The sequence below is a fragment of the Pseudomonas sp. PvP027 genome (assembly GCF_017833005.1).
Taxonomy (GTDB): domain Bacteria; phylum Pseudomonadota; class Gammaproteobacteria; order Pseudomonadales; family Pseudomonadaceae; genus Aquipseudomonas; species Aquipseudomonas congelans.
Genome location: NZ_JAFIBK010000001.1, coordinates 39,303 through 61,492, shown reverse-complemented (window position 1 = coordinate 61,492; position 22,190 = coordinate 39,303). Strand labels below are relative to the sequence as shown.

Sequence of the window (22,190 nt, the reverse complement as noted above, 5' to 3'; positions counted from 1 at the left end):
CCTGCGAGGTTCCGGTATGCTGATGTTCATCCTGCGACGCCTGCTCAGCTCGATCCCGACGCTGATTCTGGTTTCGCTGTTCGTCTTCACCCTGCAGAAGCTGCTGCCGGGTGACCCGGTGCTGGCCATGGCCGGGGAAGAACGCGATCCGGCGGTCATGGAATACCTGCGCGACAAGTACCGGCTCGATGACCCGATCCCGCTGCAGTACCTGAACTGGGTCGGCAACGTGCTGACCGGCGACCTGGGCACATCGCTGCGCACCGAACAACCGGTGACCACGCTGCTGGCGTCGAAACTGCCGGTGACCATTGAGCTGGCCATACTGGCCCTACTGATTGCGCTGTTGATCGGCATACCCACCGGGATCATTTCGGCGGTGCGCAAAGGCACTGCGGTGGATTACGGGGCCAACGTGGTGGCGCTGTCGGGGATTTCCATTCCGCACTTCTGGCTGGGCATTCTGCTGATCATGGTCTTTGCGGTGAAACTGCAGTGGCTGCCCGCCTCCGGCTTTGTGCCGATGGGTGAGGACTTCGGGCAAAACCTGAAGACCCTGATCCTGCCGGCCTTCGTATTGGGTGCAGGGCTTTCGGGAATTCTCATGCGCCACACCCGCAGCGCCATGCTGGAAGTGCTGCGCGCTGACTATGTCCGCACAGCCCGGGCCAAGGGATTGTTCCCCCGCACGGTGATTCTCAAGCACGCATTGCGCAACGCGTTGATGCCGATCATCACCCTCACAACATTGCTGTTCGGCGAGTTGCTCGGCGGTGCGGTGTTGACCGAGCAAGTGTTCAGCATTCCGGGGTTCGGCAAGATGATCGTCGACGCCGTGTTCAACCGTGACTACGCCGTGGTGCAAGGCGTGGTGTTGTGCGTCGCAATTGGCTTCCTGATGTTGAACCTGCTGGCCGACGTGCTCTATCGCCTGATCAACCCACGTCTGAGGACTGCCTGATGACCGCTATTGCCAGCCTCTCGCACAGCGCGATCCTGCCCCGCAGTCGCTCGCCCTTTCTGAAAAAATTCCTTGCCAACAAAGGCGCGGTGCTTGGCGCGGCGGTGTTGTTGCTGTTTGTCCTGGCGGCCGTTCTGGCGCCCTGGATTGCGCCTCATGATCCGCTCAAAGCCAACTTCCTCGCCGTACGCAAGGCCCCCTCATTGATCTACTGGATGGGCACCGACGAACTGGGCCGCGATCTGTTCTCGCGCTTGCTGTATGGCGCCCGCAGCTCGCTGCTGGCCGGTGGTGTTTCGGTGGCCATCGCCATGTTCATCGGCGTGCCGCTGGGCCTGCTGGCCGGGTACTTCGGTGGCAAGCTGGACATGATCATTTCGCAGGTCATGGAAGCGCTGCTGTCCTGCCCGTTTCTGGTGCTGGCCATCGCTTTGGGCGCCTTTCTCGGCCCCAGCCTGACCAACGCGATGATCGCCATCGGTTTATCCGCGATGCCGATCTTTGCCCGATTGACACGCGGCCAGGTGCTGTCGATCAAGCACGAGGATTACCTTGAAGGTGCCCGTGCCATCGGTCTGCCGGATCGCTGGATCATCCTGCGTTACGTGCTGCCCAACGTGATGTCGCCGCTGGTAGTGCAGGCAACGCTGACCATCGCCTCGGCGATTCTGGCTGAAGCCAGCCTGTCGTTCCTCGGCCTGGGCCAGCAACCACCGTCGCCGTCCTGGGGCTCGATGCTCAATACGGCGAAGAATTTCATGGAGCAGGCTCCGTGGATGTCGATTGCGCCTGGCGTGGCGATCTACATCACGGTCCTGTGTTTCAACCTGCTGGGTGACGGCCTGCGCGATGCGCTGGACCCCAAGGGCTAAACCTTTCGCCTTCTGTCAAAGAGAAACGCTTATGTTCGATGATCTTGATTACAACCAACCGTACGCGTCGGCCCGCTCGCCGGTGATGGGCAACAACATGGTCGCCTGCTCCCAGCCATTGGCCGCTCAGGCCGGGCTGGACATGCTGCGCCGTGGCGGCAATGCGGTCGACGCCGCCATCGCCGCGGCCATGGTGCTGACCGTGGTCGAGCCCACCGGCTGCGGAATCGGCAGCGATGCCTTTGCCATTGTCTGGGACGGTAGCAAGCTGCAAGGCTTGAACGCTTCCGGCCGCGCGCCACAAGCCTGGACACCGGAACACTTCGAAGGCCAGAGCCAGATGCCGCAGCGCGGCTGGCCTGCAGTCAGCGTGCCGGGTGCGGTGTCGGCCTGGGTGGAGCTGTCAGCGCGCTACGGCAAACTGCCCTTCGCGACCCTGGCCGAACCGGCGATCGGCTACGCCCGCGACGGCTATCAGGTCACGCCGATAATCGCCGAGTTGTGGAAACGCGGCGCGCATCTGCTCAAGGACCAACCGGGCTTCGCTGAGTGCTTCATGCCGAACGGTAAGGCCCCTATGGCCGGAGAAAAAATCCGGCTCAAGGATTACGCCCGCACGCTGGAACTGATCGCGCAGACCAAAGGCGAAGCGTTCTATCGCGGCGAACTGGCGCAAACAATCATCGCCCATGCCAACGCCAATGGCAGCGTGATGAGTCTCGACGACCTGGCGTCGCACACCGTGGACTGGATCGACACCCTGTCGGTGCCATACGCGGGCGCTGTGGTGCATGAACTCCCGCCAAATGGCCAGGGCATTGCCACCCTCGCCGGCCTGACCATGCTCGAAGCGCTGGGCGTCGGCGAACACCCGGTGGACAGCCTTGAGACGGTTCATCCGGTGCTGGAAGCAATGAAACTGGCCCTGGCCGACCTCGACGAACATGTTGCGGACAGCGAGCACATGCGCGTGCCCTCAGCCGACTTGCTGGGCCACGCTTACCTGACGGAGCGCGCAGGGTTGATCACCGATCAGGCCGCCAATCCCGGGCACGGCTCGCCAAAACCGGGCGGCACGGTGTACCTGTCGGCAGCGGATGAAAGCGGCATGATGATCTCGTTCATCCAGTCCAACTACATGGGCTTCGGTTCGGGTGTGGTTGTCCCTGGCACGGGCATCAGCATGCAGAACCGTGGCGCGGGCTTCTCGCTGGATCCGCAGCACGTCAATTACGTCGCGCCGCGCAAGCGCCCGTTCCACACCATCATCCCCGGTTTTGTCATGAATGCCGACGGCACGCCGCTGATGTCCTTCGGTTTGATGGGCGGCCCGATGCAGGCGCAGGGTCATTTGCAGATGATGATGCGCATCCTGCGCTACAAACAGAACCCGCAAGCCGCTGCCGACGCACCGCGCTGGAGGATCGAATCCGGCCTGAAAGTCGCCGTGGAGCGTGCATTTGACCCGGAAGTGGTGAAAGCACTGCGTGCCAAGGGTCACGACATTGATGTCGAAGAGCCGAGCGGCGTGTTTGCCTTCGGCGGTGCGCAGATTATTCAGCGCACCGCGCATGGGTATGTGGGCGGAACTGATCCGAGGAAGGACGGAACGGTCGCTGCTTATTAAGTTAAGCAGACCTCTAACGCTTATCAGGCGGCGACCGATCGTGCAGAGTGAGTGAGTCCGTTCACAGTAGAGGTGTCTTTTTTACTTTAAAGCGACTCAACTCGCGCTGCATGAGAGACGCCCTCACCGACAGGTCTTTTGCGGAAGCTGCACAGTCTCGGGAATTGGACTGATTTTGTTGCGTCACTTCATCAATCTGTTCAAGCCCGAGGCTCGCCTGCTGCAGGCCAGAAGCCTGCTCACTGGATGCCTGATAGATCAGGGAGACCAGGCTTGAGACTGCACTGGTTCCACTCACGATATTTTTCAGTGATTCAGCCGTTCTGCCGGCAATGATCATCCCGCGCTGCGTTTTGGTAGATGAGTCGGCAATCAGTGTTGCTGTCTGCTTGGCTGCCTCCGCGCTGCGTGCCGCCAGAGACCGTACCTCGTCAGCCACCACTGCAAAACCACGCCCAAGCTCCCCTGCTCTCGCCGCTTCTATCGCCGCGTTCAGCGCCAGAAGGTTGGTCTGTGCTGCAATATTGTCGATGGTGGTGATTATCGCGGTGATGTCTTTACCTGAGTTATCGATTTCCGTCATCGCGGAAATAAGCTCAGTCATCAGCTTGTCGCTTTCTCCGGCGTCAGCTCGTGAAGCCTGCGATTGTTCATCGGCTTTTTTGGCGTTGACCGCGTTGTCCGACGTTTGAGCGGCCATTTGCGTCATGACCGCGCTGATCTCAGTGATCGAGGATGCAGAGTTTGCTGCACCGTCCGACAGCGACTGGCTGAGGTCCGTAACCTGCTCGGAACTGCCGGTAATTCGCGTTCGAGCAGGCAGAAAACCGCATGCATACCATCAAGGCCATTCTGGTCTCGGCACTGGCCGATATTTAAGCGCCAGCCTTCTTTCTGCAACCAGACTGCCTAACTGCAGCGCACGTTTGATGCCGGTGCTGCAGTGGCTTTCGAACTCCTACAGGACTGTACTATGCGTATTGTCGTAGCCCTGGGCGGCAACGCCCTGCTTCGCCGTGGCCAACCCATGACGGCTGACAACCAGCGTACCAATATCCGAGTCGCTGCTGAACAAATCGCCAGGATATATCCGGGTAATCAACTGGTCATCGCACACGGCAACGGACCGCAGGTAGGTTTGCTGTCTCTGCAAGCGGCAGCCTACACACCTGTTTCGCCGTATCCGCTCGACGTACTGGGTGCCGAAACGGAGGGCATGATCGGCTATATGATCGAACAGGAACTGGGCAACCTGCTGGACTTCGAGGTGCCCTTCGCTACCTTGCTCACGCAGGTTGAAGTAGATCCGGCGGATCCGGCCTTCAAAAAACCAAGCAAACCTGTCGGCCCTGTATACACCCGGGCCGAAGCTGAACGACTGGCTGCCGAAAAGGGCTGGGCCATCGCTCCGGATGGTGATAAATACCGACGCGTAGTGGCCAGTCCACGACCTAAACGCATCTTTGAAATTCGCCCTGTCAAATGGCTGCTCGAGAAAGGCTGCATCGTGATCTGCGCTGGCGGTGGTGGCATCCCGACCATTTATACCGCGCCAGGCAAACTGGCGGGTGTCGAAGCAGTCATCGACAAGGATCTATGTTCGGCAATGCTGGCTGAAGAACTCGAAAGTGATTTGCTGCTGATTGCCACTGACGTCGATGCGGCCTACGTTGATTTCGGCAAATCGACCCAGAAAGCAATCGGTCAGGCACACCCTGACGAAATGGAAAAATTGGGGTTTGCCGCAGGCTCCATGGGACCCAAGGTTCAGGCTGCCTGCGAATTCGCCCGCCATACTGGAAAAGTCGCGGCTATCGGGTCACTTGCCGATATTGAAGCGATCGTCCAGGGGCTCGCGGGTACGCGCATCAGTACCGGGCATCCCGGTATTAACTACCGGTAGTCCATGCCAGCCATTTGCATCGGCTGGCTTTGCCGTGGACAAGGTTGATCCCCTGACTGATCCCATGACTGATCAGGGAACCGGCGAAGATCATCAGCATGGCGAACAGACTCAGCCATGCTCCGACCTGGTACCTGTGACGCATCACCCGCGCACCCTGGGGTTACACCTTGCCTTCGACCAAAGGTCTCGCGGCTCGACGATAGCCCAATAACGCATCCAGAACGATAAAGCCCAGCAGACTCACGCCCAGTACAGGCAGCGCAAAGCCAGTCAACAGGGCAGCCAGGGTCAACGTCCATTTCGCGCCCGGATTCAACGAGCGCCAGAGACTCGACAGCGTTGCCTGCGGATTGCGCGGCTGAGAAAGCATTGGACGACGTCGCCACCACATCACATAACCCATGACGACCATGGCAGCCAGGCCACTGGCGAACACCACCAGCACCAATTGATTGGCCAGACCAAACAACACACCCATGTGCGCATCGATGCCCCAGCGGGTGAGCTTGGCGGGCAACGAATACTCTGAAAACCTGACGTGATCGACCACGTCCAGTGTTTGCGGGTTAATCGACACAGCATCCACTTGCGTCGGCCAGCTGCGATCTATCTCACTGACGACCCAAGCCTTGTCATTGCTCGCGGATGGCTTGATTTCAACCTTGGCAGCATCGATATGCTCGGCGCGCGCTCTGGCCAGAACACTGTCGAACAAGGCAGGGTCCAGCTCGGACGCCTGTTTCGTCGGCGCCATGTGCATATGATGCTCGGCGTGCTCGTCCATGGGCATAGACATTGGCATCGCCGCCGACTTGCCCAGTGCAGTGGCCACACTTGGTGTTGACCAGCCGTAGTAGGCGCGCAATACGCCGATGTTATCGCCAGCGTATTGTGACCACGTCAAACCGGTGGCCGAGAAGAACAGCAGCCCCAGCAACAGCCATACGCCGGTAGTTGCATGCCAGCGGCGCACATTGCCGCGTTCACGACTCTGCCGACGACGGCGGACTGCCCACAGCACCAGACCGCCGAGTGCAGCCACCCACAGCCATGAGGCTGCCAACTCGCTGTAGATCCTGCCGACATCGCCCAGCAGAAGGCCCCGGTGAAACTGATCGATCCAGGTGCGCAACGGTAATACGCCGCTGGTGCCGTAGACCTTCATGTCTCCGCGAATTTCGCCACTCACCGGGTCCACGAACAGCGCTCGATGCTCCGACGGGCCAAAGCCCGGATCGCTGAACATCACCCGAGTGGTATCCCCTTCCCGGGGTGCCGGGCGCACTGCGGCAACGCTCAGGCCCGGACCTGCCGATGCCTGCGCGCGCTGGATCTGAGCCTGCAAGCTCATGGCGGGGCCACGGCTGTCTGTGTGCAGCGCGTGCGCATAGAGCGAATCTTCGATCTGCGGGGTCAGTGCGTAGACGACGCCACTCAAGGCCGCGACCAGCATGAACGGACCGACGAATACGCCGATGTAAAAATGGAGCCTTTTCAGAAAGGCGACAAATGCCCCGGACGGCCGTGGCTCCGGGCTTGAAAATGATGCAGACATAGGGACTCACCAACGTATGAACGCGCCCCGCCGGAATGACCTTCCGGCAGGCTGTAAAGGCAATATCGGTTGTTCGTGCGAGCGATACTCACACATCCACGATGGGCACTAAGGGGCCTGTGGATTGAGTCCCGGGAGGGTGTACCTTGGCAGGTTGCCGAGCCAGAGGTCGGGCAACACAAAACGAGTGCGGCGGATACGGATCAGCCAGCCCAGCGCCACGAAGAAAATCATCGCCAGCGTCAGTGTTCCGGCAAACGAACAGTCTCCCGACTGCGCCTTCATGCTGCCTGACATGTCCATCTTTTTGGACGAGTCGTGCATGGCCATGTGCATCGTGTGATGCCCGGCATGCATGTCTGACATCCCATGGCCGGGATGGGTAACCGAAGCCACTGCAGTACCGGCAAAAGCTGCCATCATCTGGCCGTGACCGATGCTGCACGCAAGACCATTGAACAGGACAACTGCGTACAGTATCCAGGCAATGGGCGAGCAATGGGTTCGGGAAAAGTTCATGGCGGCTAATTTAACATCTCTGGCCGGAACTAGACAGAACGGGGTGTGCAGGTCCGCAGCCTTCGTAGGGTCGATAACCGGGGTGACATGGGTGATCCGAACACGCCATGTGTTCGCAAAAGCCAAGCGCACAGCGCATGGCTCCCGGCGTTGCTGCAGCAAATGAACCTGGCAATTGCAGCCGCGCAGACAGAAATTTTAAAACCTCCCGTTACATATTTTCGCCTGCACCCGCTCCCTACAGGAACAAGCCAGTGGAAATAAAATTACATACAGTAAACCTTGAATACCTCATAATAACCAGCACGTCTGCACTGAACGGCCTCGACTTTATAACTCCCACACTCACACCGTGATGATGGCCTGCACCAGGCTGGCCCTTATCGGCAAACTTGCTTTCCGCCCCCACTGCCGATCGTATCGCTTGGTTATATATATCACTTGATAGCACTCGCGCAGTCATTTCCTCCCGAGCGAAAGTTTAAGCGCACACGCAACCTGTTCCTCAGAGAACCGAGAAAAGTGCGGCTACGCAAATAAAACCGGGCTGCAAGTAACTTCACAGCGCCAGGCTCGACCTTACCCAACAGGCGAAACCTATTTTACGGTCATAAAAACTTCATTAAAAAATCCTGCAACTGCAACACGCTTCATCCGCTTTAACTGTCCATGATTATCATGAGCAAGCTGAACTAAAGCTGTCTATTCATGACGCGTTCGATGAAACCTGAACGACAGATTAATAATTCTACATGGACGCATAACGGCATTGTCGTCCGTTTGGATTTGACCCTACTCTATGATTCGAAAGCCTGCCAGGCGATACAAAAAAGCAACGGCGTGCAGACATTATTTTCATATTTGAACGCCTAAGTTCACGGCACTGACTTTCACCCCATGTTTGCACACTCGTCGTGTGACTGTTTTATGTTCGGCCCTGCTGCGTCAATCGGAGAGTCTCTGTAGATGAGTCAAACTTTTCTTGCTTTTTCTCGGCCGTCCATTGGCGATGAAGAAATTGCTGCGGTGACGCGTGTGCTGCGTTCCGGATGGATCACCACCGGACCGGAATGTCAGAAGCTGGAGGAGGAGTTCGCCGCGCGGGTCGGCGCGCAGCATGCGGTTGCACTTTCCTCGGCCACGGGGGCAATGCACGTTGCACTGCTGGCGCTGGGTATCGGGCCTGGCGATGAAGTGATTACACCCTCGCAAACCTGGGTGTCGACGGCCAACATGATCTGCCTGCTGGGGGCCACTCCGGTGTTTGTCGATGTCGACCGCGACACCCTGATGACCAGCGCCGCGCTGATTGAGCAAGCCATTACTCCGCGGACCAAGGCCATAGTTCCTGTGCATTACGCAGGCGCTGCATTCGATCTCGACCCGCTGTATGCGCTGGCCAACCGGCACGGCATCACCGTGATCGAAGACGCTGCGCATGCCGCCGGCACCGGTTACCAGAGACGCCCGGTCGGCCAGCAGGGCACTGCGATCTTTTCGTTTCACGCGATCAAAAACATGACCTGTGCCGAAGGCGCGATGCTGGTCACCGACAATGCACGGCTGGCTGACCGGGTGCGTCAGCTTAAATTCCATGGCCTGGGTGTCGATGCCTACGACCGCCTGACCCTGGGCCGCAAGCCACAGGCCGAGGTCATGGAGCCTGGCTTCAAATACAACCTGGCCGACATCAACGCGAGCATTGCGCGGGTACAGTTGCAGCGCCTTGACGCCATCAATGCGCAGCGCCAGGCACTCGCCAGCCATTACCTCGAACGACTGGCCAATAGCCCCGTTCTGCCTCTCGCCCTGCCTCGCCATGCCCAGCAACACGCCTGGCACCTGTTCATTCTGCGCATCGATCCCGAGCGCTGCGGGCTGGATCGCGACGCCTTCATGAAGGCCTTGCAAGCGCGAAACATCGGCACCGGCATCCACTTCATCGCGACTCACCTGCACAGCTATTACCGCAAGCGTTTCCCCGACGTCTGCCTGCCCGACACGGAATGGAATTCATCAAGGCTTTGCTCCATCCCCCTGTTCCCCGACATGACCCTCGATGATGTCGAGCGGGTTGTCGGTGCCATTGAATCGACCGTGGAATCCAGCCAGTGAAACCGTATCCGATCAAGTTCGTGTCGATCGTCATCCCCGTCTACAACGAACGACAAAGCCTGCCAGAGTTGTTGCGTCGCACTGAAGCGGCCTGCGAACAGCTCGACCACCGCTTCGAAATCGTGCTGGTCGACGATGGCAGCCGCGACGACTCGGCAGACATTCTCCAACGGGCTGCCGAGCGCGACGACAGCCCTTTCGTCGCGGTGATCCTGAATCGAAACTACGGTCAGCACGCCGCCATCATGGCCGGATTCGAGCAGTGCCAGGGCGACGTGGTCATCACGCTCGATGCCGACCTGCAGAATCCACCCGAGGAAATCCCTCGCCTGGTGAAGCTCGCTGAACAGGGGTACGACGTCGTCGGCACGGTGCGCAGAAATCGTCAGGACTCCGCCTGGCGACGCTGGCCATCGAAACTCATCAACCTGGCCGTGCAGCGCTCCACCGGCGTGGCCATGAACGATTACGGCTGCATGTTGCGCGCGTACCGACGCACGATTGTCGACGCCATGCTCGCCTGCCGGGAGCGCAGCACGTTCATTCCGATTCTGGCGAACAGCTTTGCGCGACACACCACCGAGGTGCTGGTCGACCACGCCGAACGCGAGCACGGCGACTCCAAATACAGCCCGATGCGCTTGATCAACCTCATGTTCGACCTGATCACCTGCATGACCACCACGCCCCTGCGCCTGCTCAGCATTATCGGTTTCAGCATGGCATTGCTCGGTGTCTCGTTCGCGGCGCTGCTGATCGTGCTGCGCCTGATCTTCGGCGCTTCATGGGCCGGGGACGGCACTTTCGTACTGTTTGCCGTGCTGTTCGTGTTCACCGGAGGCCAGTTCATCGGCATGGGGCTGCTGGGTGAGTACCTGGGCCGGATGTACAGCGATGTGCGTGCGCGTCCGCGCTTCTTTATCGAAAAGATCGTGCGCAGCTCGTCCCGGGTTGCCACCGACAGCATTGATTCCTCTGTAACTCCCTATATGAACAAGGTCGCGCCATGAGCACTAAAGCTGTCGTTTTCGCGTATCACGATATTGGCTGTGTCGGCCTGCAAGCGTTGCTGGATGCCGGCTATGAGATTGCGGCGGTGTTCACCCATGCCGACGACCCCGGGGAAAAAACCTTTTTTGGCTCTGTGGCCCAGATGTGCGCCCGGCACGGCATTGCGGTGCATGCCCCCGAGGACCCGAATCATCCGCTGTGGGTGGAGCGAATCGGCAAACTGGCCCCGGACTTCATTTTCTCCTTCTACTATCGCCAGCTACTCGGCGATTCGTTGCTGGCCTGCGCGAAAAAAGCTGCGCTCAACCTGCATGGCTCGCTGCTACCGCGTTATCGCGGACGCGCGCCGGCCAACTGGGTGCTGGTCAACGGCGAAAGCGAAACCGGCGTCACCCTGCATCAAATGGTCAAACGCGCCGATGCCGGGCCGATAGTCGCCCAGCAGCGGGTTGCGATCAGTGCCACCGATACCGCCTTGACGCTGCACGGCAAATTGCGTGACGCCGCCGCTGACCTGCTTTGCGAAACACTTCCCCTGCTGGCGGCGCAGGGGCAACTGCCAGGTACGCCCCAGGATGAATCCCGTGCGACGTATTTCGGTCGACGCACCCCGGCCGACGGTTTGATTGACTGGTCGTTGCCGGCCAGCCAGCTCTACAACCTGATCCGCGCGGTAACACAGCCCTACCCTGGCGCGTTTTGCCCGGTTGGCGACAACAAGCTGATCGTCTGGGCTGCCAGCGTGGACACGAGCAGCAATGGAGAAGCACCCGGTACGGTCATCAGCCACGAGCCATTGTGTATTGCCTGCGGCGAGGGTTCGCTGGTCATCACCGCAGGGCAGCGCGGTGACAACGGCTTGTACCTCAGTGGCGCGCAACTGGCGCGCGAGTTCGGGCTGGTCGCAGGCTCGCAACTGCTCGATAAGGCAAAGCGCCGGGCGGTCCGTCGTACCCGTGTGTTGATCCTCGGCGTCAACGGTTTCATCGGCAATCACCTGTCAGAGCGTCTGTTGCAGGATGATCGTTACGAAATCTACGGCATGGATATCGGCTCGGACGCTATCGAGCGCCTGCGTGCCAAGCCGAACTTTCATTTCATCGAAGGTGACATCAGCATCCATACCGAGTGGATCGAATACCAGATCAAGAAATGCGACGTTGTGCTGCCGCTGGTGGCCATCGCCACGCCGATTGAATACACGCGCAATCCACTGCGGGTTTTCGAGCTGGACTTCGAAGAGAACCTGAAGATCGTCCGCTACTGTGTGAAGTACAACAAGCGCGTGATTTTCCCGTCCACGTCCGAAGTCTATGGTATGTGCCAGGACGCCAACTTCAACGAGGACACCTCGAACCTGATCGTTGGCCCGATCAACAAGCAGCGCTGGATCTACTCGGTGTCCAAGCAACTGCTGGACCGGGTGATTTGGGCCTATGGCCAGAAAGGCCTGCAATTCACCCTGTTTCGCCCGTTCAACTGGATGGGACCGCGTCTGGACCGCCTGGATTCGGCGCGCATCGGCAGTTCGCGGGCCATCACCCAACTGATCCTGCACCTGGTCGAAGGCACGCCCATTCGCCTGGTGGACGGCGGCGCCCAGAAGCGCTGTTTCACCGATGTCGCCGACGGCATCGAGGCGCTGGCACGGATCATCGAAAACCGCGATGGGCGTTGTAACGGCCAGATCATCAACATCGGCAACCCCGACAATGAAGCCAGCATCCGTCAATTGGGTGAAGAGCTGCTTCGCCAGTTCGAAGCCCATCCGTTACGCGGCCATTTCCCGCCCTTCGCCGGCTTTCGTGAAGTCGAAAGCCAGTCCTTCTATGGCAAGGGCTATCAGGATGTCAGTCACCGCAAGCCAAGCATCGACAACGCCAGAAAGCTGATTGGCTGGACGCCGGGTATCGAGCTGAGCGAAACCATCAGCAAAACCCTGGATTTCTTCCTGCGCGAAGCCATGGCTGAAAAAGCGGATCAGTGCTGATGCAGGCAGGCTTGAGAATTGATGTCGACACTTACCGGGGCACGCGTGAGGGCGTGCCAAGGCTGCTGGACATACTCGACGAAGCGCAGGTCAAAGCGACCTTCTTTTTCAGTGTCGGTCCCGACAACATGGGGCGCCATCTGTGGCGCCTGGTAAGGCCGACGTTCTTCTGGAAGATGCTGCGTTCCAGGGCAGCAAGCCTGTATGGATGGGATATTCTACTGGCCGGCACCGCATGGCCGGGCAAACCGATCGGCCGCGACCTCGGCCCGCTGATGCGTCGCGCGCTAGATGCAGGTCACGAAATCGGCCTGCATGCCTGGGATCATCATGGCTGGCAAGCCAATGCCGGACACTGGAGCGACAGGCAGTTGACCGCCCAGATACACCGTGGAGTCGATTGCCTGAGCGACATTCTCGGCCATCCGGTGGTCTGCTCCGCAGCGGCAGGCTGGCGCGCCGACCAGCGAGTCGTGCAGGCCAAAGAAGCGTTTGGCTTTCGTTACAACAGTGACTGCCGTGGCGCCAGCCTGTTTCGCCCGTTGCTGGCCGACGGCAGCCTCGGTACCGCTCAGATTCCGGTGGACCTACCGACCTTCGATGAAATAATCGGCCCGCACCTGCAGGCGGATGCGTTCAACGACTACATTCTCGGCCGCTTTTCCGCACGACGGCTCAATGTCTACACCCTTCACTCCGAAGTGGAAGGGATCATCATGGCCGAAGGTTTCAGGCAACTGTTAAAGCGGGCCAATACCCAAGGAATCCACTTTGCGCCGTTGGGTCATCTGCTACCGGATGCCATCGAACGGTTGCCTTCCGGGCATATCGTTCGCGGCCACCTGCCCGGCCGCGATGGCTGGCTGGGGGTGCAGCAGTGATGCAGGTCAGGCAAAGTCATCTTGCGCTGCTGTTATTGGCGTTCGTGCTGGCTTATCTGCTGCCGCTGGGGTTTCACGGTCTGTGGATTCCCGATGAAACCCGCTATGCGCAGATCAGCCAGGAAATGCTCCACAGCGGCAACTGGATCGCGCCGCACTTCATGGGGCTGCGTTACTTCGAAAAACCGGCTGCCGGTTACTGGCTGATTGCACTCGGGCAGCAGGTCTTTGGCGAGAACCTGTTCGGCGTGCGCGTTGTTTCGGCACTGGCTAGCGGCTTGAGCGTGCTGCTGGCCTATCTGCTAGCCGGCAAGATCTGGAACGACCCGCGCAAGCAGTTCGCCAGCGCCTTGCTGCTCATGAGCTTCGGGTTCGTCGCGGGCCAGGCCGGTTACGCCAATCTCGATCCGCAATTCACCCTCTGGACCAACCTGACACTGGTCGCTTTCTGGTACGCCGTGCACAGCGTCGGCCGCGCACGTCTGGCGGCATGGACGGTAGTCGGTGTGGCCTGCGGGATGGGGTTCATGACCAAGGGCTTTCTCGCCTGGGCACTGCCCGTCGTCATCGCTCTGCCCTACATGCTGTGGCAGAGACGCCTGGCCGAACTGTTCAGATTCGGCCCGCTCGCGGTAGTGATTGCCATCGCCCTGTGCTTGCCGTGGGCGCTGGCGATCCACCAGCAAGAGCCCGACTACTGGCGTTACTTCTTCTGGCACGAGCATATTCGCCGCTTTGCCGGGGACAACGCGCAACATGCCCAACCCTGGTGGTTCTATCTGCCGCTGCTGGTGGCGGCCTGTGTGCCGTGGGCACTGCTGCTACCGGTAACCCTGAAACAGGCATGGCAACAAAAAAGCCACCCTGACAGTACCTTTCTGCTGCTGTGGCTGCTGCTGCCGCTGGCGTTTCTGAGTCTGAGCAGAGGCAAATTGCCGACCTACATACTCCCGTGTCTGCTGCCGTTGGCGCTGCTGATGGCCAACACGCTGGTCGAACGCCTCGATCAAGGTCACAGCACAGCGTTGCGCGCGAACGGAATACTGAATGCGACCGTCACTTTTGTCGTGCTTCTGGCATTGATGTACCTGCAACTCAAGCAGCCGGTGTACGAAAACGAGCCCACGCATTTGTCACTGGCGGTCATCCTGCTTCTCGGATGGACACTCGCCAACGCCCTGCAAGGCTTGCGCCCGCTGACCTTCTGGGCCATGCCCGCGCTGGGCAGCTGGCTGCTGATCGCCTTGCTGCCCGCTGCACTGCCGAACGAGGTGGTCAACAACAAGACTCCCGACCCGTTCGTCGTCAGTCACCAGGCCGAACTGGCGGACTGTGCGCATCTGCTGAGCAACGATCTGGGGGCAGCCTCGGCTTTGGCGTGGCGCCTGAAACGGCCTGATGTTGCGCTGTTCAACACCTGGGGCGAGCTGGAATACGGCCTGGGCTATCCGGATGTGCAGGGTCGTGAAGTCCGCCTGCACGACATTGATGCCTGGATGAAGAACGCCCGCAGTGAAGGCCGCGTCGGCGTCATCATGCGTGGCAAGAGCGATGAAGAACTGCAAGAGCTCGAACGTCTTCCCAAGGATAGCCAACGCTATGACGAAGGCAACCTGGCGATCCTCATTTACGAGAAGTCGGCATCGTGATCTGGCTGATGCTGGCGTGTGCATGCCTGCTGACGTGCCTGGGTCAGATCGCGCAGAAGTACGCGGTACAAGACTGGCGTGGCGCATTTCCCGGTGCATTTGCAGCACTGTGCTCGATATGGCTGTGGCTGGCGGTGGCCTGCCTGGGGTCCGGCCTGCTGGTATGGCTGTTGGTGTTGCAACGCCTGGACGTCGGCATCGCCTATCCGATGCTGGGTGTTAACGTCGTGCTGATCACGCTGGCAGGTCGCTATGTGTTCAACGAACCGGTTGATGCACAGCACTGGCTGGGCATTGCGCTGATCCTTATCGGTGTCATTCAGTTGGGGCACCAGGCGTGACCCGCTGCCGGGCAACCCTGTGCGCCATGGCCAGTGTTGCATTGGTCAGCGCGGCGCAACTGGGCATGCGCTGGAGCATGAGCCGCCTGCCCTCGCCCGTTCAATGGCTGCACCTGCCGGATCATGCGCAGCTTGATCTCAGTGCGGTAATGGTCGTTTGCATCTCGATCACCGCTTATGCGCTCTCCATGCTTTTCTGGCTGCTGGCCCTTCGGGTTTTGCCCCTGAGCCGTGCCTATTCGCTGCTCAGTATCAGCTACGCCCTGGTTTATACGCTCGCTGCAGCGCTGCCATTTTTCCACGAGACATTCACGGTATCGAAAACTGTGGGTGTCACCCTGATCGTGGCAGGTGTCTTGACCATCAACCTCCGGCGCATTTCCGGCCCATCACCTCAGGATCTTTCCCATGAAAATCAGCGTTTTCGGTAGCGGATATGTTGGCCTGGTACAAGCGACCGTGCTCGCCGAAGTCGGCCACGATGTGGTCTGCATGGACATTGACCAGGCCAAGATCGATCAGTTGTGTCAGGGCCAGGTGCATATCTACGAGCCAGGACTGGCCAATCTGGTGCGTGAAAATCTGGACCAGGGGCGTCTGTGTTTCACCACCGACGAGCAGATGGCAGTGGAACATGCCGAGGTCCTGTTCATCGCGGTCGGCACGCCCTCCCGTGCCGATGGTTCGGCCGACCTGAGCGGCTTTTTCGCGGTGGGCGAAGCCATCGCCCGGCACCGACGCGAACCGCTGATCATCGTCGAGAAATCCACCGTGCCGGTCGGCAGTGGCGACGCCTTGCGCAGCCATATCGACAAGGCACTGCGTCAGGCGGGCCGGCTGTTGCAGTTCGATATCGTCTCCAATCCGGAGTTTCTCAAGGAAGGCTCGGCGGTCAAAGACTGCCGGCGCCCGGACCGTATCGTTATCGGCTGTGAAAATGAAGCGGTGCGCAACGTCATGCGCGAGCTGTATGCGCCGTTCAACCGCAATCACGACCGGATCATGTTCATGGACCTGCGCAGCGCCGAGCTGACCAAGTACGCCGCCAACTGCATGCTGGCAACCAAGATCAGCTTCATCAACCAGATCGCCGAACTGGCCGAGCATCTGGGCGCAGATGTCGAGTCGGTGCGGCTGGGCATCGGCGCCGACTCACGCATCGGTTATGACTTCATCTACCCCGGTTGCGGTTACGGCGGCTCGTGCTTTGGCAAGGACATACGCGCGTTGATACACAGCGCCCGGGAGGCCAACTGCTCCAACGATCTGTTGTCGGTGGTCGAGGCCATCAACGAACGGCAGAAGAACAAATTGTTCGAGCGGGTCAACGCGTTCTACCAGGGCGACCTGCGCGGCAAGACCTTTGCCCTGTGGGGGCTGGCGTTCAAACCCAACACCGACGACATGCGCGATGCCCCGAGCCGCGTACTCATGGAAGCGTTATGGGACGCGGGAGCCAGCGTGCGCGCGTTCGACCCCGAGGCCATGCAGGAAACCCAGCGCATTTATGGCCATCGCAAGGATCTGATGCTCATGGGCACGCCGGAGTCCGCGCTCAACGAGGCCGATGCATTGATCATCTGCACCGAGTGGCAACAGTTCAAAGCTCCGGATTTCGAGTTGATCCAGCAACGGCTTAACGCGCCGGTCATCTTCGACGGACGCAATCTGTACGACACCGAGCGACTGGCAAAACGCGGTTTTCACTACTTCCCCATCGGGCGTGGCGAATCTTGCGACCTGCCGATCCCGCAAAAACAGTGGACGGCCTATAACCCGCTGGTCAGCAGCCAGGTTGTATAACGGCGCTGTACCGGTTGGCATAAGCGGTGGACGTCAGTTGCCGACAGCCACCGGAGCCTGACTGACGAAATAATAGATACGCTCGCCGACCTTGACGCTGTCGACCACTCGCAAGGGTAGTTCGGGGGGCTGCAGGCTTTCCATCAGCGCCACATTGCCGTCGGCACGGGTCAGAAAGGTGCTCAGTTCAGCGCTGGATGTAAACGTGTCCAGCAGGCTCTGACTGTAGAACACACAGGCCCCTGCCAGCCGTTCACTGGGCTGAAACAAGGCGACATGGCGTCCCTGGACCTGCAGAGCGTGGACCTTGTCAGTCAGCGGCAGAAACGACAACTGCCGGTCTGCCCGCGGTGCCAGCCAGAGGGCTGCGCCGAGATACCCCGTCACGATCACGACGGCACCGGCAACAGTCATCACCTTTGCGTTCCGTACCATGAACGCCGCAGAAGAAGAGCCTTGCGAGCGGGCCTTGATTTGCTCACCCAGCACAAAGGCGTACTCCGCCGCAATAACTGCCGCCGCCGGGGCCAGTGACATCAGATAAACCATGCGTTTACTCGAGGCCAGCGACAACAGCAGGAACTGCGCCATCAACCACAGGCTGAAAAACAGCAGGTAACGATTGGCGAGAAGCTGTTTGCGGAAATGCCACAGCCCCAGGTAGACGAGCACATTCCATGGCAAAAACGCCTCGGGCAATTTCGTCAGGTAGTAATGGAAAGGCTCGTAATGCCCCGCCTCTTCGAACGAGCCACTGAAACGTCCGACGCTGTTGGTCCAGAGCACGTCCTTCAACGACTGCGTACCGCCCTGCCCGTACAGCAGATAAAGCCAGACAAACAGCGGTATCAGCGCCACAACAGTGAATATCGCCGGACGCAGCCAGTCGGCAATGACCACGCGTCTGCGCTGCACTGACTCACAGACAAGCCACGCGAAAATCACTACGCCAGGCATGGCCAGCCCCAGTACCCCTTTGCTCAGGGTCGACACTGCGATGCCCGATACGAACAGCAACCAGAACCCTGCGCAAGATCCGTCGCGGCGCAAACGCTCACTGGCCTGAAAGAACCCTAGCAACGCCATGCTCACGCCCAGCGCCAGCAACGCATCCTCACCCACCTGCCGCGAATTGCTCCAGAAGCTGGCCTGGGTCGCGAGCATGAATGCAGCCACCCACGCTACAGATGCAGGTCGCCCGAGACGACGCAGCATACTGTAAAGCAGCAACACGCTGAAGAGTCCCGCGAAGGCGGACGCAAGCCTGACCGCCCAGGGAGTCGCACCGAATATCCCGATAGACGCAGCGTCGAGCCAGACACTCAACGGCGGCTTTTCCAGGAAGGGTTGATTGTTCAGTTTCGGAGTCACCCAATTACCACTCAGGTGCATTTCCATGGCAATGCCCGCCACGCGGGGTTCTGTCGAGTTTTGTAATTGGTGATTGCCCAGCGCGAGAAAAAACAGCAACGCGCCCAACAGCAAAAGCAATGGCGCCAGCACGCGAGAAGTTATCAAGGGAATTACCGCAGCGACGTGGAAGGGAAAGGCAGGTAAACGAACCGGTAAAGTATAAGGCGCTTATTGTTGAAAATGCGTTACCCCATGAAACCTTCAGGGTGAAATTCCTGCCGTCATGTTGAACAGTTCAGGCACTGTTCAGACTTCATCACGGGTATATGAAAACAAAAAAAACGGGGAGCGATAATCGCCCCCCGTTCGATACATCAGTTCACGCTTTTTTGCAGTGACTCAGACCGCAGCAACAACCTTGGCTGGCGGCTGAGTACGACGACCCAGTACACCTGCCCCCGCAGCGACCAGACCCGAGATCACCAGAGTGATCAGCAGAATCCATGCACCTTGGGAAACACGCTTGGCGGTCACTTCAGCCGCTTCACGGGCTTTCTGTTCAGCCTGAGCTTTCAGTTCCTGATACTTGGCATAAGCCTGACGGTAGCTGGCCTGGGCCTGATCGACGATCTGGTTGGCTTCGGCATCAGTCTTGTTGCCACGCGCCTTGATCAGGTTGACCAGCGCCTGACGGTCAGCGGCATCCCATGCCTGGTCGCCTTTGGCTTTGATGCGATCCATCAGGCCGCTCAATTGCTCGTCAGCTTGCTGAGGATTCTGTGCACTCTGCTTGGCAGTGTTCTGCGCGTCCTGCTGAGTCGCCTGGGCTTCCTGCTTGACGTTGTCCGGGTTCAGCTCGGGCTTGCCGGTCTGACGCATGGCTGTTTCGATCTCGCCCTGGATGTCGTCCAGATTGAAATCAATGCCCTGGGCGCGCAATTGATCCTGAATCTTGCCGCCAACGGCCGGAGCCACCTGAGCGATACCGCTGCCCAGTGCCGACATGCCGCTGCCCGCCAGGTTGAGGCCGCCGCGCACGACGCCGGTCACTGCGCTGGAGACCAGATAAACAGTGATCAGCGAGACGCTTGCCCATACCAGCAGGCCGTGAAACGCACCTTCGCGCTGCGCCAGACGTCCAGCGGCCCAGCCGCCGACGAACAGCGAGATTACCGAGCTGACAACGACCCAGATACCTGCGCCCGTGCCAATGCCGGACAATGGATTGGCTTCCTGCATGGGATCGATACTGGCACTTCCGATTGCCGTACCCAACAGGTTCAGCAACAGCGAAACAACCATGGCCAGAACAACACCGGCCAGAATCGCACTCCAGGAGATTCGTTTAAGCAGCGGACCCGCTGCATGAGTTTCGTGGTACACAGGGGCACCTGGGGCGATACGGTCATCGCGAATCATAGTCATAGTCCTTTGAGTCATTGGCAGTAAACGCACACATGTGTGGCGTACAAATCAATGACCCGGACAACACTCAAGAAGTTTAAAATTTTTATAGACTTTTTTCAGCCTGGAAAAAGCACAATAGAACTGTATCGATAGTGACGCACATCAATGGAACGTAACCTTTGCCCAATACTCCAAGCAATTTACAAACCCGCCGTTTTATTAGGCTGTTTGCTCTAACTATTGGGAGTTGTCTGATGTCCGTTAATAACAGACGGGAATTAACCGGCTGCTGTCTTTTTTGAATTCCCCTACTCACTGGATATACGCAACCGTATAGGGTGTACGGAGGGATCATAATAAAAGTCTGCAGTCACCCGGGTGTCAGCCTGAAGACAGCGCCATACACTGTGCGCCAGACAGCATGAAGGCCCGACTGAAACAGTCAGGCCTTCATGTGTTCATTACCAGTGCCGTCAAGCGATACCGTTTGGCCCGTCGAGTACCTGCCTGACCTTCCTGGCGAGGTCCTGCGGCATGCAAGGCTTGGACACCACCTCGAACTCGGAGCCGCCAATATCGGTTCGCTCGATCGAGCTCTCAGCGTAGCCGGTGGTCAGCAACACCTTGACCTTCGGGTACCTGCGCCTGACTTCCCGCGCGAGCATCACCCCGTTCATGCCGCCCGGCATGATCAGATCAGTGAACAGCAAGTCATACGTACTGCCGGCCTCGAAGCGCTTAAGTGCCTCTCGGGCATTGAGAACGATTTCCGATACATAGCCGTAATCATCCAGCACCATCTTGGCCAGCTCGGCCACGTCAGGGCGGTCTTCCACAATCAGAATCCGCTCGGCACTGCCAATGCGCCTTTCCGAGGCTTTGGGCGGATCGTTTTTGCTCAGCACAGCCTCGTCTACCGGGAAATACATGCGCAGCGTGGTGCCGACACCTTCTTCGGTATAGATACGCGCCGCGCCACCCGACTGTTTGGCAAAGCCATAGACCATCGAAAGACCGAGCCCGGAGCCCTTGCCTTCTTCCTTGGTGGTAAAAAACGGGTCCATTACCCGATCACGGATACTCGCAGGCATGCCAATGCCGTTGTCCGTCACCGCAATAGAAACATAACGCCCCGGCAACAGACCGTCATAGGACATATTGGCCAGCTCATCGACGACCAGATTGCGGGTTTCGATGAATATCTTGGGGTTGAGCCGGCCAATCAGCGCATCGCGCGCGTTGATGAAAATGTTCAGCAAGGCAACTTCTGCCTGGGTCGGATCAATACGGCAGTTCTTCAGTGCCGGATCCAGATCGGTTTCGATAATCACGTCCGGGCCGAACGTACGCTCGATCAACGGCTCTGTCGTGGAAACCAGGCCATTAAGATTAAGCACTCGCCCCTGCAGTTTCTGTTTGCGGGCAAACGCCAGCAGTTGCTTGGTCAATGTGCTGGCGCGTTCGACGGCAGACTTGGCGTGATGAACACTGCGCTGGACACGCTGCACGTCGATGGTGGGCTTTTCTGCCGCACTGCCGATCAGATCGATATAACCGCCCATCACTTGCAACAGGTTGTTGAAGTCGTGCGCGATGCCACCGGTAAGCTGCCCCAGAGCCTCCATCTTCTGTGCCTGACGCAATGCCTCTTCAGCATCTCGACGGCGACTGATGTCCAGTTGGGAGGCAAAGAAATAAATAAGCTCGCCCGCGTCGTTATAGACCGGAGAAATAAACAGGGCATTCCAGAACGAGGAACCGTCCTTGCGGTAGTTGAGAATTTCAGTGGAGATATCGACGCGCTCTTCGATTGCATCGCGAATCGACTGCACCGCCGCCCTATCCGTGTCCGGCCCTTGAAGAAACCGGCAGTTGATACCGATGATTTCCTCTGACGTATAGCCGGTCATTTCCAGAAATGCCCGGTTGGCAAAAATGATGGGATTGTCCGGGCGATTGGGGTCCGTCACGACCATCGGCATCCGAGTCGTTTCTACCGCCGCGAAAAAGATATCCTTTCCCTGATGCTTGATATCTCCCGTCGCCGCATTGTCGACTCGGGCTTTATTTTCCGACACTCCAGAAACTCCACGACTGTTTATTGGGCTATTGCGCATGCTCTCTAATGGCTAGGACTGGTGAAGCCTCAAAAGGGTTCTAAAGTATCTGACAAAAATCGAATTATATTCATTTGAAGGGT

General features: G+C 58.9%; 17 protein-coding genes and 2 pseudogenes. 13 read left to right on the top strand and 6 right to left on the bottom strand.

Annotated features, from left to right (window positions below; genetic code table 11):
- The first annotated feature begins 16 nt into the window (after positions 1 to 16).
- Genes JOE33_RS00290 through JOE33_RS00280 form a run of 3 tightly spaced genes read left to right on the top strand, consistent with a single transcriptional unit; the run spans position 17 to position 3,460 of the window.
- Positions 17 to 961, top strand: coding sequence for an ABC transporter permease (locus tag JOE33_RS00290; RefSeq protein WP_054994130.1), 945 nt, complete (start codon positions 17 to 19; stop codon positions 959 to 961).
- On the top strand, positions 961 to 1,833 hold the full coding sequence (locus JOE33_RS00285; RefSeq protein WP_003410575.1) for an ABC transporter permease: 873 nt from the start codon (positions 961 to 963) through the stop codon (positions 1,831 to 1,833). The genes JOE33_RS00290 and JOE33_RS00285 overlap by 1 nt, the downstream gene beginning before the upstream one ends.
- 31 nt (positions 1,834 to 1,864) lie before the next feature.
- A complete protein-coding gene (locus JOE33_RS00280; RefSeq protein WP_187625763.1) occupies positions 1,865 to 3,460 on the top strand; it encodes a gamma-glutamyltransferase family protein in 1,596 nt (531 codons plus the stop codon).
- Positions 3,461 to 3,521: 61 nt separating this feature from the next.
- On the opposite strand, the pseudogene JOE33_RS00275 reads toward JOE33_RS00280, so the two are convergent.
- Positions 3,522 to 4,271: pseudogene (locus tag JOE33_RS00275) on the bottom strand (methyl-accepting chemotaxis protein); the annotation flags it as partial.
- Between JOE33_RS00275 and JOE33_RS00270 the strand changes: the two are divergent.
- Both JOE33_RS00270 and arcC read left to right on the top strand, forming a co-directional pair.
- Positions 4,268 to 4,339: pseudogene (locus JOE33_RS00270) on the top strand (ornithine carbamoyltransferase); the annotation flags it as partial. The pseudogenes JOE33_RS00275 and JOE33_RS00270 overlap by 4 nt on opposite strands.
- Positions 4,340 to 4,433: 94 nt before the next feature.
- Positions 4,434 to 5,363 (top strand): carbamate kinase, encoded by a 930-nt coding sequence (gene arcC, locus JOE33_RS00265; protein ID WP_054994133.1) that lies wholly within the window; start codon positions 4,434 to 4,436, stop codon positions 5,361 to 5,363.
- A 163-nt stretch (positions 5,364 to 5,526) separates the two neighbouring features.
- On the opposite strand, the gene JOE33_RS00260 is transcribed toward arcC, so the two are convergent.
- Entirely contained in the window at positions 5,527 to 6,921 is a 1,395-nt protein-coding gene (locus JOE33_RS00260; RefSeq protein WP_187625764.1) for a PepSY-associated TM helix domain-containing protein, read from the bottom strand.
- A 108-nt stretch (positions 6,922 to 7,029) separates the two neighbouring features.
- On the bottom strand, positions 7,030 to 7,572 hold the full coding sequence (locus tag JOE33_RS00255; RefSeq protein WP_338125258.1) for a DUF2946 family protein: 543 nt from the start codon (positions 7,570 to 7,572) through the stop codon (positions 7,030 to 7,032).
- A gap of 834 nt (positions 7,573 to 8,406) precedes the next feature.
- On the opposite strand from JOE33_RS00255, the gene arnB reads away from it, so the two are divergent.
- Genes arnB through JOE33_RS00215 form a run of 8 tightly spaced genes read left to right on the top strand, consistent with a single transcriptional unit; the run spans position 8,407 to position 17,230 of the window.
- Positions 8,407 to 9,555 (top strand): UDP-4-amino-4-deoxy-L-arabinose aminotransferase, encoded by a 1,149-nt coding sequence (gene arnB, locus JOE33_RS00250; protein WP_096101625.1) that lies wholly within the window; start codon positions 8,407 to 8,409, stop codon positions 9,553 to 9,555.
- A complete protein-coding gene (gene arnC, locus JOE33_RS00245) occupies positions 9,552 to 10,565 on the top strand; it encodes an undecaprenyl-phosphate 4-deoxy-4-formamido-L-arabinose transferase (RefSeq protein ID WP_187625765.1) in 1,014 nt (337 codons plus the stop codon). The genes arnB and arnC overlap by 4 nt, the downstream gene beginning before the upstream one ends.
- Positions 10,562 to 12,556: a bifunctional UDP-4-amino-4-deoxy-L-arabinose formyltransferase/UDP-glucuronic acid oxidase ArnA gene (arnA, locus tag JOE33_RS00240; RefSeq protein WP_187625766.1), complete on the top strand. Its 1,995-nt coding sequence runs from the start codon at positions 10,562 to 10,564 to the stop codon at positions 12,554 to 12,556. The genes arnC and arnA overlap by 4 nt, the downstream gene beginning before the upstream one ends.
- Complete coding sequence (gene arnD / locus JOE33_RS00235; RefSeq protein WP_187625767.1) at positions 12,556 to 13,437, top strand: 4-deoxy-4-formamido-L-arabinose-phosphoundecaprenol deformylase; 882 nt, start codon at positions 12,556 to 12,558, stop codon at positions 13,435 to 13,437. Before arnA ends, arnD begins: the two co-directional genes overlap by 1 nt.
- A complete protein-coding gene (gene arnT, locus JOE33_RS00230; protein ID WP_163009579.1) occupies positions 13,437 to 15,086 on the top strand; it encodes a lipid IV(A) 4-amino-4-deoxy-L-arabinosyltransferase in 1,650 nt (549 codons plus the stop codon). Before arnD ends, arnT begins: the two co-directional genes overlap by 1 nt.
- Positions 15,083 to 15,427, top strand: a complete 345-nt coding sequence (gene arnE / locus JOE33_RS00225; protein ID WP_096244034.1) for a 4-amino-4-deoxy-L-arabinose-phosphoundecaprenol flippase subunit ArnE — start codon at positions 15,083 to 15,085, stop codon at positions 15,425 to 15,427. The genes arnT and arnE overlap by 4 nt, the downstream gene beginning before the upstream one ends.
- A gap of 26 nt (positions 15,428 to 15,453) precedes the next feature.
- Entirely contained in the window at positions 15,454 to 15,858 is a 405-nt protein-coding gene (gene arnF, locus JOE33_RS00220; protein ID WP_240009401.1) for a 4-amino-4-deoxy-L-arabinose-phosphoundecaprenol flippase subunit ArnF, read from the top strand.
- A complete protein-coding gene (locus JOE33_RS00215) occupies positions 15,836 to 17,230 on the top strand; it encodes a UDP-glucose/GDP-mannose dehydrogenase family protein (RefSeq protein WP_010432798.1) in 1,395 nt (464 codons plus the stop codon). The genes arnF and JOE33_RS00215 overlap by 23 nt, the downstream gene beginning before the upstream one ends.
- Before the next feature lie 33 nt (positions 17,231 to 17,263).
- On the opposite strand, the gene JOE33_RS00210 is transcribed toward JOE33_RS00215, so the two are convergent.
- The 3 genes from JOE33_RS00210 to JOE33_RS00200 form a co-directional block, all read right to left on the bottom strand.
- Positions 17,264 to 18,745: a phospholipid carrier-dependent glycosyltransferase gene (locus tag JOE33_RS00210; RefSeq protein WP_187625797.1), complete on the bottom strand. Its 1,482-nt coding sequence runs from the start codon at positions 18,743 to 18,745 to the stop codon at positions 17,264 to 17,266.
- A 237-nt stretch (positions 18,746 to 18,982) separates the two neighbouring features.
- On the bottom strand, positions 18,983 to 20,002 hold the full coding sequence (locus JOE33_RS00205) for a hypothetical protein (protein WP_032614037.1): 1,020 nt from the start codon (positions 20,000 to 20,002) through the stop codon (positions 18,983 to 18,985).
- 461 nt (positions 20,003 to 20,463) lie between these two features.
- Positions 20,464 to 22,068 (bottom strand): hybrid sensor histidine kinase/response regulator, encoded by a 1,605-nt coding sequence (locus JOE33_RS00200; RefSeq protein ID WP_096138951.1) that lies wholly within the window; start codon positions 22,066 to 22,068, stop codon positions 20,464 to 20,466.
- Positions 22,069 to 22,190: the final 122 nt, after the last annotated feature.

Bases quoted from the DNA above. Each gene is read 5' to 3' on its own strand.
- JOE33_RS00290 (WP_054994130.1), top strand. From the start codon at position 17: ATGCTGATGTTCATCCTGCGACGCCTGCTCAGCTCGATCCCGACGCTG.
- JOE33_RS00285 (WP_003410575.1), top strand. From the start codon at position 961: ATGACCGCTATTGCCAGCCTCTCGCACAGCGCGATCCTGCCCCGCAGT.
- JOE33_RS00280 (WP_187625763.1), top strand. From the start codon at position 1,865: ATGTTCGATGATCTTGATTACAACCAACCGTACGCGTCGGCCCGCTCG.
- arcC (WP_054994133.1), top strand. From the start codon at position 4,434: ATGCGTATTGTCGTAGCCCTGGGCGGCAACGCCCTGCTTCGCCGTGGC.
- JOE33_RS00260 (WP_187625764.1), bottom strand. From the start codon at position 6,921: ATGTCTGCATCATTTTCAAGCCCGGAGCCACGGCCGTCCGGGGCATTT.
- arnB (WP_096101625.1), top strand. From the start codon at position 8,407: ATGAGTCAAACTTTTCTTGCTTTTTCTCGGCCGTCCATTGGCGATGAA.
- arnA (WP_187625766.1), top strand. From the start codon at position 10,562: ATGAGCACTAAAGCTGTCGTTTTCGCGTATCACGATATTGGCTGTGTC.
- arnD (WP_187625767.1), top strand. From the start codon at position 12,556: ATGCAGGCAGGCTTGAGAATTGATGTCGACACTTACCGGGGCACGCGT.
- arnT (WP_163009579.1), top strand. From the start codon at position 13,437: ATGCAGGTCAGGCAAAGTCATCTTGCGCTGCTGTTATTGGCGTTCGTG.
- arnF (WP_240009401.1), top strand. From the start codon at position 15,454: ATGGCCAGTGTTGCATTGGTCAGCGCGGCGCAACTGGGCATGCGCTGG.
- JOE33_RS00215 (WP_010432798.1), top strand. From the start codon at position 15,836: ATGAAAATCAGCGTTTTCGGTAGCGGATATGTTGGCCTGGTACAAGCG.
- JOE33_RS00205 (WP_032614037.1), bottom strand. From the start codon at position 20,002: ATGATTCGCGATGACCGTATCGCCCCAGGTGCCCCTGTGTACCACGAA.